This is a genomic window from Roseobacter weihaiensis (assembly GCF_020622345.1).
GTDB classification, from domain to species: Bacteria; Pseudomonadota; Alphaproteobacteria; order Rhodobacterales; family Rhodobacteraceae; genus Roseobacter; species Roseobacter weihaiensis.
This window is the reverse complement of sequence record NZ_JACNMO010000011.1, coordinates 75435-92766: the sequence shown is the minus strand read 5'-3', so window position 1 is coordinate 92766 and position 17332 is coordinate 75435. Positions and strand designations below refer to the sequence as shown.

The following is a 17332-nucleotide window of genomic DNA, read 5'->3' as shown; positions in this document are numbered from 1 at the left end:
ACCGGTCAGTTGGTGGTTTCCTCCCAAAGGGAATTATCCCAATAGGGGTTCGGCCGCTCTGACCGGACCTCAAAGGTGATCCGGTCGCGGAATTCCCGCCCGTCCTGCATTGCGGCCGTGACCTCGATGACATGGGCACCTTCAGGCAGATCATCCGGCATTTCCACCCGCCATAGATGGGAGGAGCTATCCGCGATCATCCAGGTATCCGCTGGCTGCGGGCTGGCGGGACCGAATTGTGATCCTTGCCAGACCTCAAAGCCTTGCGCGCGCGGGTCGCCTGTCTCGGATGTCCAGGCGTAGCGCCCGATGGTCATCTGCCGCGGGATCGAGAAGGGATCCGCCCATTCCGCCCCTTCCAGGACATCCTCGCCCTCGCCGGGTTGGGTCCGGGTCATCGGCAGGCGAAGGTCATCGTTGATTGTGGCGACAACTTCGGTGTTCCGGGTGCCCGCCCAGATGTTGGCCGTCAGCCAGATTGTCTCGCCCAGTTCCTCCGGGGTGAAGAGCTTTTGGTCGGGCAGGTCGTTGACGGTCAGCGGCGGCTCGGAGCCTGCGGCCTCTTCCCGGGTGTCCGCGTAGTCATAGAGCGTCGTGAACCAGTCGCGGAACTGGGGCGTGTTGAACGACAGTGCCATCTGCCTGTCGGGGGCCTGATTGGCGGCATGGAAGTTGACGGTAAAATCAGCGCCGTCAAAGGCCACGATCATATAGCCGGGCGGTGTGCCGCCGCGGGCAAAGGACAGCGGTGTGCCATCAAAGCCGAGATCGCCCCAGAACCAGTTGCCCGAGGGCGCCCCCCCGACCACATGGTCAAAGGGCAGGCGTGTGATGCCGACCTGTTCCTCCCACCCCTGATACCACTCGCCCGCAGCGAGGTATTCGAAGGTATGGGTATGGCCTGAAAAGGACACCGCGGGCCGACCTGCCAAAAGCGCATGTATCTCTGCAAGATTGTCAGTCTGGTGCCGTCCTTCATTTGAATCCACAAAGGACACGAAAGGGATGTGGTGCATCATGACGATCAGGCGATCCTCTGGGATTTCCGCCAATGTCGATTCCAGCCATTGCATCTGGCGGTCGGTCACGCGGCCATTGTAGGCGAGCTCGTCCGGGTCTGCGCAGGCGTCGCGCCCGCCCGGGCCATCATCCTCGGGCCCGCAGGGATAGACGACGTTATCGAGCGCGATGAACGTCACCTGGCCGATGTCAAAGCTGTAATACGCCGGGCCGTAGATCTGCCGCCAACTGTCGGCCGAATGCTCATCGGTTGTGGCGTCAAAGTCAAAATCATGATTGCCGTGGACGTAGTATTGCGGCAGGCCGAGCACCGACCAGATATTCATGAAGCGCGGCAACAGCGACAGGTCGTCGCCCATGACATCCCCCAGCATGATCACACATTCCGAATCGCCCAGATCGCGGTCGAGCAGACTGTCGAGCACACCGTCGCGCACATAGCCGACTTCGGTATTCGAATAGGGCTGTGCATCGCCCATCATCACACAGGAAAACGTTTCGGTCGTGCCCGTGCGGATCATCGGAAAGTTGATCGCCTGCGGCAACGGGCCGGTGGCCTCAAGACCGCCATAGCGCAGCGTCTCGGGTGTGCCTTCGGGCAGGTGATGATAGAAAAACTGCGGCACACCATTCTGATCTGTGGGAACATCCCAGGCGGCGGGCTCATGAACCATGACGGTCATGTTCTCATAAACGGGCAAGGTGTAGCTGCCATCGGCTCCGCTGGTGGTCACATCACGGCCGTTGGAGACGATCACGCCATTGACGCCCGGTTCATCCTGCTGCCGGACACCGTCGCGGCTGAGATCGTGGAACACCATCCCGGTGATTGTCTCCCCGGTTCTGTCACCGCCCTGCACCACATCAACGCCGGCGATGTAGCCCGTGCGGGTCAGGCCGGGTGTTGCAATGAGTAATGAGACTGCCGCCAGCAATGCCGCGCGGCCCGTGAACGTGGTCGTCATAGTTGTCTCCATTCCGTTTTCATGCGCTTGTCGAACACTCTCGTCCAACTAAGGATCAGGTTAGACGAGTTGCGTAACGGGCCTATAGCGATCATGTCACAAGAACGTGACGCAGCAGAATTCTGCCAATACGGGCGCAGGCCTGAAGGTCGCTTGGATTCCGCGAGGCAACCGCCTCAGTCGGGTGGCCTGCCGGTGCGCAAGGATCATCGCAGCGTGGTGTCATTCGTGCTCAAGAGGCTGTTGTGACCGTTTTACCAGAACCTGCGGTTTGACGCTGACCCGGCCTGTTGAACTCCGCTCAAATCGCGACCTCTCAAAAAAATCATTGGACAACACCGTACATCGCTCCACAACAAGTGGGAACTAAATGACTTTTTCCACGAAGTGGGGTATTTTCTAGGTGAAAGATTTGGACGTTGCCGAAAGCTGGTCAGCCCGGCCAGTGGGACCTGAGATGTTGGACGCGGGGTCGCGTTGGATGACGATGTCCGTTGGCCGGCGTCGCTTCTGGGTTCTGCTTTTCAACATCATAACCGTTGGGATTCTCTTTGCCGGCATGTGGTTGATCCTCTCCGTGCAGGGATTCCTGCCGGCAGAGTATGTCATGCTGGCCGCCTATTTCCTCACGTTGCCGTGGCTCTCCATCGGTCTGTGTAACAGCCTGATCGGATACGTGCTTGATCGTCGCTTTAAAAAGAATGCTGCAAAGGTGGTGACACCGGCGCTCTGCCGGGCATCGGGGTCGGAACCGTTGAGCACCCGCATCGCGGTGGTCATGCCGTTGCGGAATGAGGATCCTGATGCCTCGATCGCGCGGCTGCAAAAGTTGGAGCGGGAAATCGCCGCAAGCCCCTGGGCGGGGCAGTTCGCCTTTCACCTGCTCAGCGACACGGACATCGACGCCATTGCAAAGCGCGAAGAGGCCCTGGTTGCACAGTGGCAGTCGACCTGGCCAAACGCCCGGGTGCAGTATCGCCGCCGCCGGGACAACGCCGGTTACAAGGCGGGGAACATTGCAGAGTTTGTGCAGCGCTGTGGTGCGGAGTTCGACTTCTTTCTGCCTTTGGATGCCGATAGCGAGATGGGGGCCGAGACGGTTTTTCGCATGGTGCGCGTGATGCAGGCCAGCCCCGAGATCGGCATGCTTCAAAGCCTGGTGACGGGGCTGCCGTCACGGACCTTTTTCACCCGCGCGTTCCAGTTCGGCATGCGGCATGGCATGCGCTCCTACACGCTGGGGTCGGCCTGGTGGCAGGCAGACTGTGGCCCGAACTGGGGGCACAATGTGCTGATCCGGATGGTGCCGTTTCGCGACACCTGCATGATGCCGGTGCTGTCTGGTCGCGGCCCCCTTTCGGGTCATATCCTGAGCCACGACCAGCTTGAGGCCGCGATGATGCGGCGGGCAGGATACGAGGTGCGGGTCATGGCCGAGGAAAGCGACAGCCGCGAGGAAAACCCGCCCAGCCTGGTCGATTTTATCCGGCGCGAGCTGCGCTGGATGAACGGAAACATGCAGTATTTGCGCCTTCTGGGCATGCCCGGACTGAAACCGGTGAGCCGGTTGCAACTACTGCTGGCCATCCAGATGTACCTCAGCGCGCCGGCGTGGATGGTTTTCATCCTGGTGGGGGCAGTCATGGCAGGCAATGATGCGCAGATGTCGGCGGTTCCGGTCTGGATGGGGCTGGGGTTTTTTGCGATCCTGATGACGCTGAACCTCATGCCGAAGCTGATGGGCATGGCACAGGTTTTGGCAGAGGATGAGCGGAGCGCAGCCTATGGTGGCCGGCGTCGCGTAGTACTGGGGGGCATGGTGGAAATCCTGTTTTCCATGCTGACCGCCCCAATCGTGGCGCTGGCCTTGACCCGCTTTATGATCGGGTTGTTTTTCGGCCGGCGGATCGGCTGGGACGCGCAGCAGCGCGACCGTGCGCGTCTTTTATGGCGCGAGGCGGCGGGGGTTCTGTGGCTTCAGACCGGCGTTGGTCTTGCGCTTCTGACGTGGCTTTTCGTTGCAGCGCCCTGGGCGCTTGCCTTTGGCGCGCCGATCCTGCTTTCGTTCATCTTGGCCATTCCGATTGCCGTGGCCTCCACGCTGCCGGCCCTGAGCCGATGGTCCATGGCGTGCGGCCTTTTTGATATCCCGGAGGATCGTGCCGGGACATGCTCCCCTGAAGCCATCGCGTCGGCCACCACACCCACCTTGCAAGCCGCCGATGGCAGCCTGTAGACAAGGATCAGCATAGGAGTCCTCACAATGCACCGCATCGCCACCGCAATCTGCGCCGCAGCCGCCATCACCTCCGCGACACAGGTCCGGGCGGAACCCGCCATCTGGGAAATCGACCCCGAGCATGTCGCCGTTGCCTTTTCGGTCATGCACATCGGCTACGCCAAGACCCTGGGCCGGTTCACGGATGTCAGTGGCAGCTTTGTCTACGACCCTGAAACGCAGGAGCTGGGCGAAGTGACCGCGACAATCGGGACCGCCAGTGTGAATACCGATCTGGAAAAACGGGACAACCATGTGCGGTCCGCCGATTTTCTGGATGCCGAGGCGCATCCGATGATTACCTTCACCGCAAATGGCGGCACTACCCTGTCGGACACCACGGGTCAGGTGACGGGCGATCTGACGATCCGCGGCGTTACCCAGCCCGTCACCCTTGATGTCACGCTGAACCGGATCGCGCCTTATCCTTTCGGACACGGCAAGGAAACCATGGGGATTTCGGCGACCACCAGCCTGCTGCGCAGCGACTTCGGCAGCACCTACGCCCTGCCGGAGCTGGTCGGAGATGAGATCGAGATCGTTCTCGAATTCGAGGCAATCCGGCAAGAGTGACAGCGGCTCACGGCACAAACTGCAGGCATAGGAACCGATCAAGGCGCATGGGTCACGTTGCGCGGGCGCGCATCACCGTTGAGGTGATCTGCAGCCTGTCGCTGCAATTTAATTTAAGATAAAAGATCAAAGGGAAAACTATGACACACACCCAATTCAATCGCCGTACCGCCCTGGCCTTGGGTCTCGGCGCGGTTGCCAGCGGTCTTACCGCCCCGCGCGCTTTCGCGCAGACGCAGGTAAACTTGCAGCTTTCCTGGCTGCATTCGGTTCAGTTCGCGGGCAGCTATATTGCGCAGGATCGTGGTTTTTGGGAACAATCCGGTCTCGAGGTAGCCCTGTTGCAGGGCGGCCCAAATGCCCCTGTTGAACCGCCCGTGGTCTCTGGCACCGCTCTGGTTGGCATTTCCGCGGCGGATTACACCGCCGCTGCGGTGGCCGAAGGCGCGCCCTTCAAGATCGTTGCCGTTGCGATGCAGAAAAACCCCTTTGTGGTCACCTCTCTGCCGGCCAACCCGGTCAATGCGCCTGCCGATCTGATTGGCAAGCGCATCGGCATGGCGCTCGCCAATACGCCGGTGCTGGAGGCGCTGTGCAAGCTGAACGGGGTCGATATGGCAGGGATCGACATCGTGCCCACGCAGTATTCGGCCCAGCCGCTTCTGGCCGGGGACGTCGATTGCCTGCTGAGCTGGGAGACCGACCTGCCGGTGGCCATGGCGGTGCAGGGGATCGACAGCCGGACGATGCTGATGGCCGATCACGGGTATGCCGTGCATTCGCAAACCTACATCGCAACAGAAGACAACCTGGCCAATCGCCGGGCAGAGATTGTCGGCCTGATTGCCGGTGAAGTCGCGGGCTGGGAGGCATACCGGCAGGACACTGATGCCGCCGCCGCGCTGACCGTCGCGCGTTTCCCCGACGCCGGACTTGATCTCGAAACCCAGAAGCTGCAGGCCGCCCGGCAGGTGCCGCTGATGTTTTCGGATCTGACAGATGCTTCCGGCTTTGGCTGGTGGACGGATGAAACAGTGCAGGCCAACATTGAAACGCTGGCGCTGCTTGGTCGCGATGTGACGCCCGATCTGTGGGATCGGTCCATCCTCGAGGAGGTTCATGGCACCTGACGCTCCAGCTTCCTGCGAGGTGATCTGTTCCGGCCTGGCCAAGCGGTTTGGCGCGACCGAGGTGGTGGCCCCGCTCGACCTGACATTTGCAGCCGGGCAAACCACCGCTCTGGTGGGTCCGTCGGGATGCGGCAAATCCACGGTTTTGCGGATGATCGCAGGGTTGGAGACGCCCAGCCTGGGTCAGATCACCATCGCGGGGGCACCGCCAGATAAGATCCTGCGCCGCGCAGGCCTGTCGATGGCGTTTCAGGACCCGTCGCTGTTGCCGTGGCGATCCGTGCACAGCAACATCGCCCTGGCGCAAAAGCTGGCGCGCCAGCCGGTGGATCGAGCCGCGATTGAGGAGCTCATCGCGCTGGTGGGGCTGCAGGGGTTCGGGGACACACGACCGGCGGCCCTTTCCGGCGGCATGCGGCAGCGCGCGGCGATTGCGCGGGCGATGATCACGAAACCTGCGCTTTTGCTGCTGGATGAGCCCTTTGGCGCGGTGGACGAGTTGACCCGCAAACAACTTGCCGAAGACCTGCCCCGTCTGTGGGAGGCGCGTGATACAACAACACTGCTCGTCACCCATTCGGTGAGCGAAGCGGTGATGCTCTCGGACCGGGTTATCGTTTTCTCCGCCCGGCCCGCGCGGGTGGTGGCCGATATTGAGGTGGCGCTGGAGCGTCCGCGTTTTGCCGGGCTGGTGACGGACCCGGATTTTATTGCCCTGAAGGATGCTGTCTCGGCAGCCTTGGCCGAGGGGATGGCCTCCCTGCGTCCGCTGGCGGCCCAGTGACCGCGACTGCAACTCTTGACCGACAGGGGGCGATGTTCAAAGCGGCCCCGCTCTGCGTTCTCCTCGGTCTTGCCGTCTTTTTCCTGCTGTGGGAGCTGTCGGCACGGGCCCTGGACGGCGCGTTCATTCTCGTCGGGCCGGTTGAGGTTTTGCGCTATCTCTTCGAAAACCAGACCCTTATGGCACGTGCGCTTTGGGTTACGCTGCAAAACGCAGCACTTGGTTTTGTTTACGGCAACCTTGCCGCCGTCTTGCTGGCGCTCATCGCGATCCTGGCCCCGCGGAGTGAACGGGTCGTGTCCGGGCTGGCGCTTTTGATGTTTTGCCTGCCGCTGGTGGCCACCGGGCCGATCCTGCGTGTGCTCTTTGGGCCGGGGCAGGGTCCGCAGATCACCCTGTCGGCGCTGGCGGTCTATTACACGACATATGTGCCATTGCTGGTGGGGTTGCGTGCAGCCCCTGCGACGTGGTTCGATCTGGTGCGCAGCTATGGACGCCAGAGGTGGAGCGAGCTGGTCCATGTACGCACAATGGCCTGCCTGCCCTATTTCTTTGCCGGATTGCAGATCGCAGCGCCTGCGGCCTTTCTGGGTGCGATGGTGGGCGAATTTACCGGGGCAGAGCGCGGCATGGGGGTGCTCACCGTTCGGGCGATCCGGGCCCTGGATGTTGACGCCAGTTGGGCCATCGCAACCCTTGCCGCAGGTGTCTCGATAGCGGCTTATGTGGGTATTGGCTGGGTCGCGCGGCTCTGCACCAGCGCGCCGCCACCGGTCATTCTGGCCTCAACCGCGGCATCGGCTGGCAGGGCCGGCGGCTGGCCGGACCGGGTGCTGACCCCGGTTTTGATCGCGGCCATCGCTCTGGTTGTCTGGTGGGCCGCGATGACGGTCTTTGACCTCAACGGTTTCTTTGCCAAGCGGCCATGGGATGTCTGGGCCGCTCTGGTGCTTGACGCAGACGCGGCAGAAACCCGCGCCGCCCTCACCACCGCCCTGGCAGAAACCGCGCGCTATGCGGTTCCGGGATATCTGGCGGGGCTGGCGGCGGGCGTCGGTCTGGCCGCTGTGATCGTACTGCTGCCGGGGGCGGCCCTCGTGGCGATGCCGATTTGCATTGCGCTGCGCTCAATCCCGATTGTCACCACGGCCCCCTTGGGTGTCCTGCTCTTGGGGCGTGGGTCTGCAGGCACGATTACGCTTGTTGCGGTCATGGTGTTTTTCCCGACCCTTGTGGCCTGCCTGCAAGGCATGCGTCAGGCCCCCGGCCAGATTGTCGATGTCTTGCGCAGCTATGCGGCGAGCCCTCTTGCCCGGCTCGTTCACGTGCAGTTGCCGACGATGCTGCCTGCCTTCTTTGCCGCCGCCCGCATGAGCGTGCCCGCTGCGGTTCTTGCCGTGACGGTGGTCGAATGGCTCGCCACCGGGCGCGGCATCGGTGCTTTGATGGCGCTCTCCGCATCGCTTTCGGATTACAACATGCTCTGGTCCGCGGTCGTCTGCGTCGCGGTGCTCTCCGTCATGCTTTACGGGATCGTCTCCGTGATCGAAGGCTGGGTCCTGTCGGTTTTTGCCCCGGAACAGGCCACGCGGTGATGCGACCGGCGGCCTTTGCCATCCCAGGTGATATCGCCACGCTGACCGGGGGCTATATCTACGAACGCCACTTGTTGGGCGGGCTGCGTGCTCTGGGCCACCCGGTGCAGCATTTGCAGCTGGCCGACAGCTTTCCCGACCCGACACCTGCGGAAATGGCCGATGCTGTTGCTCAGCTCAAGGCGCTCGACCCGACCTGTCCGATGATTGTGGACGGGCTTGTCTTTGGTGCCATTGACCCGACCGGTCTGGCAGAGACAGCCGCGCCGGTCATCGCGATGATCCACCATCCGCTGGCACTTGAAACCGGCCTTGATCAGGACCGCGCCCGGCATCTTTTTGACACCGAGAAAGCCAATCTGCGCCATGCCGCCCATGTGCTTGTTCCGAGTGCACACACCCGCGCAGTGCTGATCGAACGCTACGGTGCGGATCCGGAACGTATCACCATCGTCCCCCCCGGTGTTGCGCCTGCCACCGGCCCTCCCATCGCGCTGTCGCCCCCTTTGATCCTGTCGGTAGGTATCCTTCACCCGCGCAAGGGCCATGATACGCTTTTGGCGGCCCTTGCCCAGCTGCCGGGACGGGACTGGCAGGCGGTGATCGTCGGCAAGGAGCACGCCCCCGGAGAGCGCGCGCGGCTCACTGCTTTGCGGGACGCACACGGGCTGTCATCGCAGGTCCGTCTGGCCGGCAGGGTGCCCCGAGCAGAGCTCGACGTGCTCTATCGCAGCGCGTATCTCTTTGCGCTTGCGACGCGGTATGAAGGCTACGGCATGGTCTTTGACGAAGCGCTCGTGCACGGCTTGCCGATTGTGAGCTGTGATGTCGGCGCGGTCCCCATGACCGTGCCCAAGGCCGCGCGCCGCCTGGTGGCAGAGGGGGATGCCATGGCGCTTTCTGAGGCCATTGCATCCCTCCTTCTTGACGCAAAACTTAGGAACGGTCTCTCTGACGCGGCTGCGCGCGCTGGCGCTCAAAGACCCGGATGGGAGGCAACAGCAGCACAGGCCAGCATGGTGCTTGAACGTCTGTAGGCTCCGGTCCGACGTGCAAAGGGCGTCTTGCGCATTGCCTCTAGCCCGTTCCCAGTCCGGCTGATGCCGCGTCGGTCAGTGATCCTTGTTTGCATCCACGTCTTGGCCCCTGCGGTGGCGTGAGGTTAACGGAACGAAGGTCTTCAAGAAGGCCCTGGGCAGAGGTCCAGCATCAACGGCAATAGATCGCGAAATCCGGAGACTGGCTTGTTGTTCTCAAAGCCATATTTCCATTAGTTTTCAAGTATTCATAATGCACATGAGAGGACAATGTGGCTGATCCAGCACGAGACGATCTGGCGATCTAAGGTCGGGCGGCACGTGGCCGCCAGCGCGCTGGAGATCCGCCATGATGCGGGGCAGGAGAAGGGCGGCGCCCTGGCGATGCGCTGGGGTCGGCTGGAACAGTCGAGGACTTCGTACACGTGCTGTCGGAGGTGGCACGGGTGCTCAAATCGGGGACCTGTTCCTCTTTGATACCGTCGATCAGAATCCGATTTGCGCGCTTCGTTGTCATTACTCTGGCCGAAGCCAGGCTGAGGCTCTTGCCCAACGGCACATATGATCCAGATATGTCTATCAAACCGGGTGTGTTGCCGGATGGCATTGAGAAAGCAGGGTTTGTTGCGGAGCCGCTCACGGCCCTTGGCCCGCGGGGCATCGACCGGCGCGGAGATTTAATTTTTGGACCGCTTCCGCTTGGGTCCGAGATCTGAATGGGGATGGCGCGTTTGCCAGAATTGGAATGATTGACAGTATTGCTTTGTTGCTGACCGCGCTGCTTTTTGGTGGCATGACACTCTATTCATTTGGTTTTGCGGCCTTTGTCTTTTCCGCGTTGCCGGTGGAGACAGCAAGCCCGCTGCTACGCCGGGCCTTTCCACATTTCTATCTTTTTGTGTTGGGGGTGTCGGGGGCTTCTGGAGTGTTTTTCGCGTTCAAGGACTGGCTGAGCGCAGCCGTGATGTTCGGTGTCTTCGCCACAACCGTTTTGGCACGGCAAATCCTGATGCCGGCCATAAACGCCGCAACGGACAGCGGGACCAAGCGCAGGTTCAAGCTTTTGCACACCCTGTCCGTTTTGACCACGCTGGGCCATATTATTCTGGCGGCATGGGTGCTTTTGAGGACGATCTGACCCGATTTGCAGGGCGTATGAGCCGACTTGCAGGGCATTTCGAAGCTGTTCCGGTCAAGGCGTTGGGTGGCTTGGGGCCGGGCCGTGGTTTCTACGTCAGGTCAATCAGAGACTGAAGAATTGCAACCCCTCAATTGGATCAGAACCGGGAGCTTTACGCACTTAAAGAGCTGTTTTGGCGTTTTTCTTAAGAAATTCGGAACAATTTATTGAGATGATGAGCGTTATTCGTTGCTCAACTGGCGCTTTCGTCTATCAAGTTCGACAACAATGACAAAAAGCAGGCGTATGTTTCAAAAATCTGAGTCTCTTGAAGACGATACCGATGCAAAAGACGCGCGGGATTGGGTAAATAAACTTTCCAAATATCGAGAGCCGAGCGCCCTGCGCAGTTCTTTCGAACTTGCGGTGACACTGGGGCCCTTTCTGCTGCTTTGGGGGCTGGCCTGGTGGTCGCTTTCGATCAGCGGCTGGCTGACTCTCGCAATCTCATTGTGTAACGCGGCTTTTCTGGTGCGTCTGTTTGCCATTCAACATGATTGTGGGCACGGGGCGTTTTACAACAACCGCACGCTCAGCGATTGGCTGGGACGCGTGATTGGCGTGATGACGTTGACACCTTACGATGTGTGGCGGCGCTCTCATTCCATCCATCACAGCGCGTCCGGCAACCTTGGGCGGCGCGGCATGGGTGATATTCATACCTTGACCGTAGCTGAGTATCGCGCGTTGTCGCCCCTCAAGCGGATCGGGTACCGCCTTTATCGCCACCCGATCATTCTGTTTGGGCTCGGGCCGGGATATCTGTTTTTCCTGCAGAACAGGCTACCACTGGGGCTGATGGCGCAAGCCCGCTACTGGATCAGTGCGATGTGCACGAATGCGGCCATTCTGATCGTATTGGCGGTTATCCTTTACTTCGGGGGCGTAATGCCGATCCTGCTGATCTTTTTACCGTCCACCCTTCTTGCAGCAACGGCAGGGGTCTGGCTGTTTTATGTCCAGCATCAGTTTGAAACAACGCATTGGGATGCCGAGGAAGACTGGAACCTGCATCACTCGGCGCTGCACGGAAGCTCGCATTACGTGATGCCCTCCGCCCTGCAATGGCTGAGCGCAAATATCGGCATTCACCATGTCCATCATCTTTACAGCCGGATCCCGTTTTACCGCCTGCCCGAGGTTTTGAGGGACCATGCCGTCCTCGCAGAGGGCAATCGCCTGACGATCAGAGAGAGCTTTGCCAACGCGCGCCTGCATCTCTGGGATGAGAAGAGCAGAAGACTTCTTTCGTTTTCTCAGGCCAAAAACGTTCCCTGAGGCGTTACGCTGATCGCGTTACCTGTATCGGCCCAGCCAGCGCGACCCGCGCAACGGTTTTAGGTCCGGCGGGTGGGCGTTCAGGCAAGCTGTTTGAAACGCCCTGCGGTTTGCCCGCCTAGTTTACCGGCGTCACCAGCGGTTTGCCTGCAAAGAAGGCGGCGAGGTTTTCGCGCTGCAACTCGCCCATGACCTTCCGGGTTTCGATGGTGCCCGAGGACTGATGCGGCTGCAGCAACACATTGTCTGACGCCATAAACCGCGGGTCGATATGCGGCTCGTTCAGGAAAACATCCAAGGCTGCCGCGCCCAAGGCACCGGATTCCAATGCGTCCAGCAATGCGGCCTCGTCCACCGTCGTTCCCCGAGACGCGTTGACCAGCAACCCCTCAGGCCCAAGCGCTTCGATAACCTGCCTGCTGATGATGCCGGCCGTCTCAGACCCGCCGGACAAGCAGATCACCAGAATGTCCACCGCTTTGGCAAGATCTGCGATATCGTCGTGATGCGTCCAGCCGGGTGTGTCCTTCGGGGCGCGGGCAAAGTAGTGCAGATCGCAGTCAAACGGGGCCAGACGCTCTGCAACGGCTCGTCCGATACGTCCCAGGCCGACGATCCCGACCCGCTTGCCGGAGACCTTGCGTTGCAGCCTGAACGCACCGTCTTGCGCCCAGTTGCCTGAGCGGATCCAGTCGGAGGCCCCGACCATGCCACGCGATTGTGCAATGACCATGCCCACGGCCAGATCGGCGACATCTTCGGTCAGAACGTCCGGTGTGTTGCTGACTTTGATACCCTTGGCAGTCGCATGGGCCACGTCGATGGTGTCATAGCCGACCCCGTAGTTTGCGATCATCCTGAGGTTGGGTAGGGCGTCGATGATCTCCGCATCGAGCGTTGAATGCCCCCGGAAAGCCATGGCGGTGATCTGCGGGATGGTGTCGGGTGGTAAATCCGCGACCTTGCCGCTCTGTGGCATGGGCACCAGAGTGTAGGCTTCCTGCATGGGTACGATATCCCACTCATCCCAGCTCTCGAAGATCAGAAGATGGGGCTTGGTCATGATGTTTTTCCGTTTTTTGCCATCTTTGCGGCGTGATACCTGCGCCTCTCCGCTGCGGTCATCTACCCTTCGCGAAAGGCGCGCGTGAAGTAATCCGTGAGAGGCTTGGCGAGATAGTTCAGAGGGGAACGTTCTGCCGTTTTGATGAAGGCCTCGACGGGCATACCGGGCAGCAGAATCTGGCCGCCCAGCTTTTCCATTTCGCCCTCAACCGGAATGAGCTCCACCTGATAAAACGACATGCCCGTGGCGTCGTCGGTGAAAACATCCGCCGAGAGCTTGGTGACCCTGCCCAGAACCTCTGGTGTCATCCGCTGATCGAAAGCGGCAAAGCGCAGGGTTGCTTCCTGACCCACATGCACCTGATCGACGTGGATCGGATCGACCCGCGCGGAGACGACCATCGGCTGGTCCTGCGGGATGACATACATGATCGGTTCCGCCGGGGAGACAACCGATTGCAAGGCAAAGACCTGCGATCCGTAGACCACGCCGCTGACAGGCGCGCGCAGGTCCATCCGCATTAGAGTCTCTTTTGTGCTGAGCCGCCGCTGGACCAGTTCGACCTCCTGGAACTGAAGGTCGCGCAATGTCGAAATCGCCTCTTCTCGCAGGCGCGTGGTCAGCGCGATCCGCTCGATGTTGAATGCCGCGATCTGCCCGCGCAACTGCGCGATGCTGGCGGTGACGCTTCCGATCTCCCCCAGGAGTCGCGCCTGTTCGCGCTGCAGCGACGACACGCGAGACGCAGGGGTCAGCCCCTTTTCGCGCAGGGTCTGACTGTCTGCCAGTTCGGTTTCGATCAGCTCTCTTTGGGTCTCAAGTGCCGCGAGCTGCGCCGTGGCACCGTCGATCTGGTTTTCCGCCTGGGCGATTTGTTCTTGGATTTGTTCAGCGCTTTGACGCAGCGAGGTCGCCCGCGCCTCAAAAAGCCGCGCCTGCCCGTCAAGCAAAGCCTGGACAGCCGGGTTCGCGGCCGCGAGTTCCTGCAGCTCTTCGGAGGGGGTCAACGCCGCAAGACCGTCCCGCTCTGCCTCAAGACGCGCCTTGCGGGCCATGACTTCAAAGAGCTGGCCTTCGATGATCGCGAGCTCTGATCGCATCTGGGTATCGTCGAACTGCAAAACGATGTCCCCGGCAGACACATGATCCCCGTCCTTGACCGGGAGGGCCCCGACAACGCCCCCTTGCGGATGCTGGATAACCTGGCGGTTGGATTCAACCTGGATCATGCCTGAGGCGATCACGGCACCGGCAATCCGGGCCTGCACGCTCCAAAGTCCGAGCACGCCTACAAGCACGCCAAGTGCCGCCATCCCAATAAAAAGCGGTCCTGCCGCGTGCCACTTGCGGCTTTCCGGGGGGGACTGGTGGGTCATGAGGTTTTCGCCTGGCCGATAGATTTCTTTATGCTCTCGACATTGCTTACCATGGATTTGAGCACTTCGTCCCGGAGCCCGTCGGCCTTGATCCGTCCGCCGTCGATCACAATCAGCCGGTCGCATTCAGAAATTGCCGAGGGGCGATGGGTCATGATAACGACCGCACGATTGGCGGCCTTGAATTCGCGCATTGCAAGGTTCAGCGCGGCCGATCCTTCACTGTCCAGCGCTGAGTTTGGCTCGTCGAGGATCAGCAGGACGGGATCACCGTAAAAGGCGCGGGCCAGCGCGATACGTTGACGCTGGCCGCCCGAAAGCTGGCTGTCATCCCCCTGCACAACGGTCTTGTAGCCGTCTGGCAGCGAAAGGATGACTTCATGCGCATTGGCGCGTTTGGCGGCTTCGACAATCTTCGCGTCATCCGGGGTGGTGGACATCCGGGCGATGTTTTCTGCGATTGTTCCGGAGAAAAGCACGACGTTCTGAGGGAGATATCCAATGTAGGTGCCCAGCGTATCGGGATCGTACTGATCCAGCGTCGCGCCCCCAAAGCGGACCTCGCCGGCGGCAACATGTGTCAGACCTAAAAGGGTTTTCGCCAGCGTCGATTTGCCTGACCCGCTTTTGCCGATCACGCCGAGGGCCTCGCCTTCACCAAGGTAGAAGGAGACATTGTTCAGGGTTGGAAAGTTGGCCCCCGGTGCCACCACCGACACCCCCGCCATCGAGATATTGGCGTGTGGTTTGGGCAAAGCATGGGTCTGCGCCGGCAGCGGGGTCTTTCCCAGAAGCCCCCCCAGCGCCGACCAGGCCCCGCGCGCCCGTTGAACCATGCTCCATTGCCCGAGGGCCTGCTGCACCGGAGCCAGGGCGCGTCCCATCATGATGGAGCTGGCGATCATCGCGCCGGCGGTGACTTCGCCCTGCAGCACCAGATATGCCCCCAGCGCCAGCATTGCCGATTGCAAAAATAGCGTGAAGGACTTGGTCATCGCGGTGAAAATGCCCGTACGGTCACTGGATGTGACGGAAGTCTCAAGCGCTGCATCCCGCAGTTGATGCCAGCGGGTGGCGACAGAGGCGGCCATGCCTTGCGCGCGCACGACTTCCGCTGCTCTGCGGGCCTGTTCGGCAAACCCCTGCGCGCTGTTGGACACGGCCTGCGCTTCCATTGTCTTTGCGTGGGTCAGCCAGTTGTTGACCAGGGTCAGCAGGATCAGCACGGTACTGCCGGATACTGCCAGCCATCCAAGCCAAGGGTGAAACAGAAAAATGGCCGCAAGGAAAAGCGGCGTCCAGGGGATATCGAAAAGCGCCGTCATAACGGGTGACGTGAACAGGGTCCGGATCGTTTCGAGATCGCGCAATCCGCTGGACGGTGCTGCCCGCTCTTTCGGCACAATTGCGCGCCTCAGCACCGCGTCAAAAACCCGGTGGTCCAGCAGCGCCTGGAACCGTGCACCAAACCGCGCCAGAACCCGTCCGCGGGCATATTCAAGCAGCATCATCAGACCGTAGAGGGCCGCAACGAGTAAAAACAGGGCAAGCAGCGTTTCCTCGGACCGCGACCCCAGCACCCGGTCATAGACCTGCAGCATAAAGAGCGGCCCGGTCAGCATCAGAAGGTTCACGAAGATGCTGAACAGGAATACCGCCCATAGCAGCCAGACACCGGCGCGACGGGCCTTTTTCAATTCGGCTACACCTGTGATCTCTTTTGCACTCATCTAAAGAGAGGCCCTGCTTGTGTTCAAAAAGCTTTCGTCGCGCGGTCCGTACAAGTTCATGATGTGCACCAAAGGAAACTGTAATCCAAGCGAAACCTTCGCTGAGGCCAAAATTCACATAGAGCCGCGCAGTTGGATCGCCTTTGCCTGTCGCTGGACGGGTGACACCGCGTAGATAGGCACCCCATTTGGCCCCCCTTATCTTGCAGAAGAGAGCCTCGCGGGATGCGGGACCCTTGAAATGAATGGTTCATTGATGCCGCTGCATCTGAGGTGGCAACAAACGATCTCCGGCCGGTCGTCAGCCTCTTTTTGATAGGAATTCGTCTTTTTATCTGGATGGTTGCTGCCGATTTACCCTGAAAGCACCAGCGCGTTCTAGCCACATTCCATAAAGGTTTCGTCCGCGCCCTTATACCTTGGCAGTTGAGCCTCGGCAGTGGCGTTAACTCTGGCGGCACAGTCGTCAAAGATATCGCCGCTGCGGGTGAGCCAAATCCGGTCCCTGTGGGCGTTGATATGTGTCAGCGCGCGGCGCAGATGCCGCAACCGGTAAGGCTGGCCCACCAGGTAGGGATGCAGGGCAATGCCCATCACCAAAGGTTGCGCCGCTGATTGCTCAAGCATTTCATCGAAGTTATCGATGATCATATCGGCGAAATACACCGCCCCGTCCTTGCGCGCCACGATAGAGGGGATGTCATTGGCTTCCTGCGGGTAGGGGATCGACAGCACGGGCCCGTTCTCGGTGCGCATCCAGATCGGTTGGTCGTCCATGCACCAGTTCAGCGTATAGCGGTAACCTGCCCCCGTCAGCAGATCCGGCGTCTCAAGGCTTTCCGCAATCCACGGTGAAAGCCAGCCCTTGGGGGCCTTGCCCTCGGCCTCCGTCAGAATGCGCGTGGCTTCTGCAATCAGGTCGGTTTCAGCGCGCTTGTCGAGCGTGCTTTGTCGCTCCGAATTGGTGCGGCCATGGCCCAGGATCTCGTCCCCGCGCGCGCGGTGAGCCGCCATCAGCTCGGGGGCGTAGGCATACATCGCACTATTGGCGATGACACTGACCGGCATATCCAGCCTGTCGAACATATCAAGCATGCGCCAGGCCCCGACCCTGTTGCCGTAATCCCGCCAGGCGTAATTGAGGATATCGGGCGGTGGCCCCCCCGGCGCCAGTTCAGCCCCCAAGCCTTCACCAAAGGCGAAATGCTCAAGGTTCAGACCGATGTAGACCGCCAACCGCTTGCCGCCCGGCCACTGGTAGTCGGGTCTGTCGGTGATGGCGCTATAGTCGTAGCGACCGTGGTCTCTCAGCATGTGCTA

General features: G+C 60.8%; 14 protein-coding genes. 9 read left to right on the top strand and 5 right to left on the bottom strand.

All coding sequences use genetic code 11. The annotated features are described in order from the left end of the window. Positions 1 to 5: 5 nt before the first annotated feature. On the bottom strand, positions 6 to 1985 hold the full coding sequence (locus tag H7847_RS14195) for a calcineurin-like phosphoesterase C-terminal domain-containing protein (RefSeq protein WP_227270138.1): 1980 nt from the start codon (positions 1983 to 1985) through the stop codon (positions 6 to 8). 403 nt (positions 1986 to 2388) lie between these two features. Here H7847_RS14195 and mdoH point away from each other — a divergent pair, with 403 nt between their 5' ends. The 9 genes from mdoH (at position 2389) to H7847_RS14150 (ending at position 11840) form a co-directional block, all read left to right on the top strand. Beyond that, positions 2389 to 4221, top strand: a complete 1833-nt coding sequence (mdoH, locus tag H7847_RS14190; RefSeq protein WP_227270137.1) for a glucans biosynthesis glucosyltransferase MdoH — start codon at positions 2389 to 2391, stop codon at positions 4219 to 4221. A gap of 27 nt (positions 4222 to 4248) precedes the next feature. Next, positions 4249 to 4836 carry a YceI family protein gene (locus H7847_RS14185; protein WP_227270136.1) on the top strand — a complete coding sequence of 196 codons (588 nt, stop codon included), beginning with the start codon at positions 4249 to 4251 and terminating at the stop codon, positions 4834 to 4836. Between the two features lie 140 nt (positions 4837 to 4976). Further along, the gene (locus H7847_RS14180) at positions 4977 to 5966 is read left to right on the top strand and encodes an ABC transporter substrate-binding protein (protein WP_227270135.1); all 990 of its coding nucleotides are present in this window, start codon (positions 4977 to 4979) and stop codon (positions 5964 to 5966) included. Continuing rightward, positions 5956 to 6750, top strand: a complete 795-nt coding sequence (locus H7847_RS14175) for an ABC transporter ATP-binding protein (RefSeq protein WP_227270134.1) — start codon at positions 5956 to 5958, stop codon at positions 6748 to 6750. Before H7847_RS14180 ends, H7847_RS14175 begins: the two co-directional genes overlap by 11 nt. 32 nt (positions 6751 to 6782) lie before the next feature. Beyond that, on the top strand, positions 6783 to 8345 hold the full coding sequence (locus tag H7847_RS14170; RefSeq protein WP_227270217.1) for an ABC transporter permease: 1563 nt from the start codon (positions 6783 to 6785) through the stop codon (positions 8343 to 8345). After that, positions 8345 to 9382, top strand: coding sequence for a glycosyltransferase family 4 protein (locus tag H7847_RS14165; RefSeq protein WP_227270133.1), 1038 nt, complete (start codon positions 8345 to 8347; stop codon positions 9380 to 9382). The genes H7847_RS14170 and H7847_RS14165 overlap by 1 nt, the downstream gene beginning before the upstream one ends. Positions 9383 to 9954: 572 nt before the next feature. Continuing rightward, positions 9955 to 10098 carry a hypothetical protein gene (locus H7847_RS14160; protein WP_227270132.1) on the top strand — a complete coding sequence of 48 codons (144 nt, stop codon included), beginning with the start codon at positions 9955 to 9957 and terminating at the stop codon, positions 10096 to 10098. A gap of 32 nt (positions 10099 to 10130) precedes the next feature. After that, on the top strand, positions 10131 to 10520 hold the full coding sequence (locus H7847_RS14155; protein WP_406676004.1) for a DUF4149 domain-containing protein: 390 nt from the start codon (positions 10131 to 10133) through the stop codon (positions 10518 to 10520). Between the two features lie 288 nt (positions 10521 to 10808). Then, complete coding sequence (locus H7847_RS14150) at positions 10809 to 11840, top strand: fatty acid desaturase (protein WP_227270130.1); 1032 nt, start codon at positions 10809 to 10811, stop codon at positions 11838 to 11840. Between the two features lie 118 nt (positions 11841 to 11958). On the opposite strand, the gene H7847_RS14145 is transcribed toward H7847_RS14150, so the two are convergent. The 4 genes from H7847_RS14145 to H7847_RS14130 all read right to left on the bottom strand — a co-directional run bounded on the left by H7847_RS14145 (position 11959) and on the right by H7847_RS14130 (position 17326). Then, positions 11959 to 12903, bottom strand: coding sequence for a 2-hydroxyacid dehydrogenase (locus H7847_RS14145; protein WP_227270129.1), 945 nt, complete (start codon positions 12901 to 12903; stop codon positions 11959 to 11961). A 62-nt stretch (positions 12904 to 12965) separates the two neighbouring features. Beyond that, the gene (locus tag H7847_RS14140; protein WP_227270128.1) at positions 12966 to 14282 is read right to left on the bottom strand and encodes an HlyD family type I secretion periplasmic adaptor subunit; all 1317 of its coding nucleotides are present in this window, start codon (positions 14280 to 14282) and stop codon (positions 12966 to 12968) included. Beyond that, on the bottom strand, positions 14279 to 16012 hold the full coding sequence (locus H7847_RS14135) for a type I secretion system permease/ATPase (protein ID WP_227270127.1): 1734 nt from the start codon (positions 16010 to 16012) through the stop codon (positions 14279 to 14281). Before H7847_RS14135 ends, H7847_RS14140 begins: the two co-directional genes overlap by 4 nt. Positions 16013 to 16390: 378 nt before the next feature. Further along, complete coding sequence (locus H7847_RS14130) at positions 16391 to 17326, bottom strand: polysaccharide deacetylase family protein (protein WP_227270126.1); 936 nt, start codon at positions 17324 to 17326, stop codon at positions 16391 to 16393. Between the last annotated feature and the right edge of the window lie 6 nt (positions 17327 to 17332).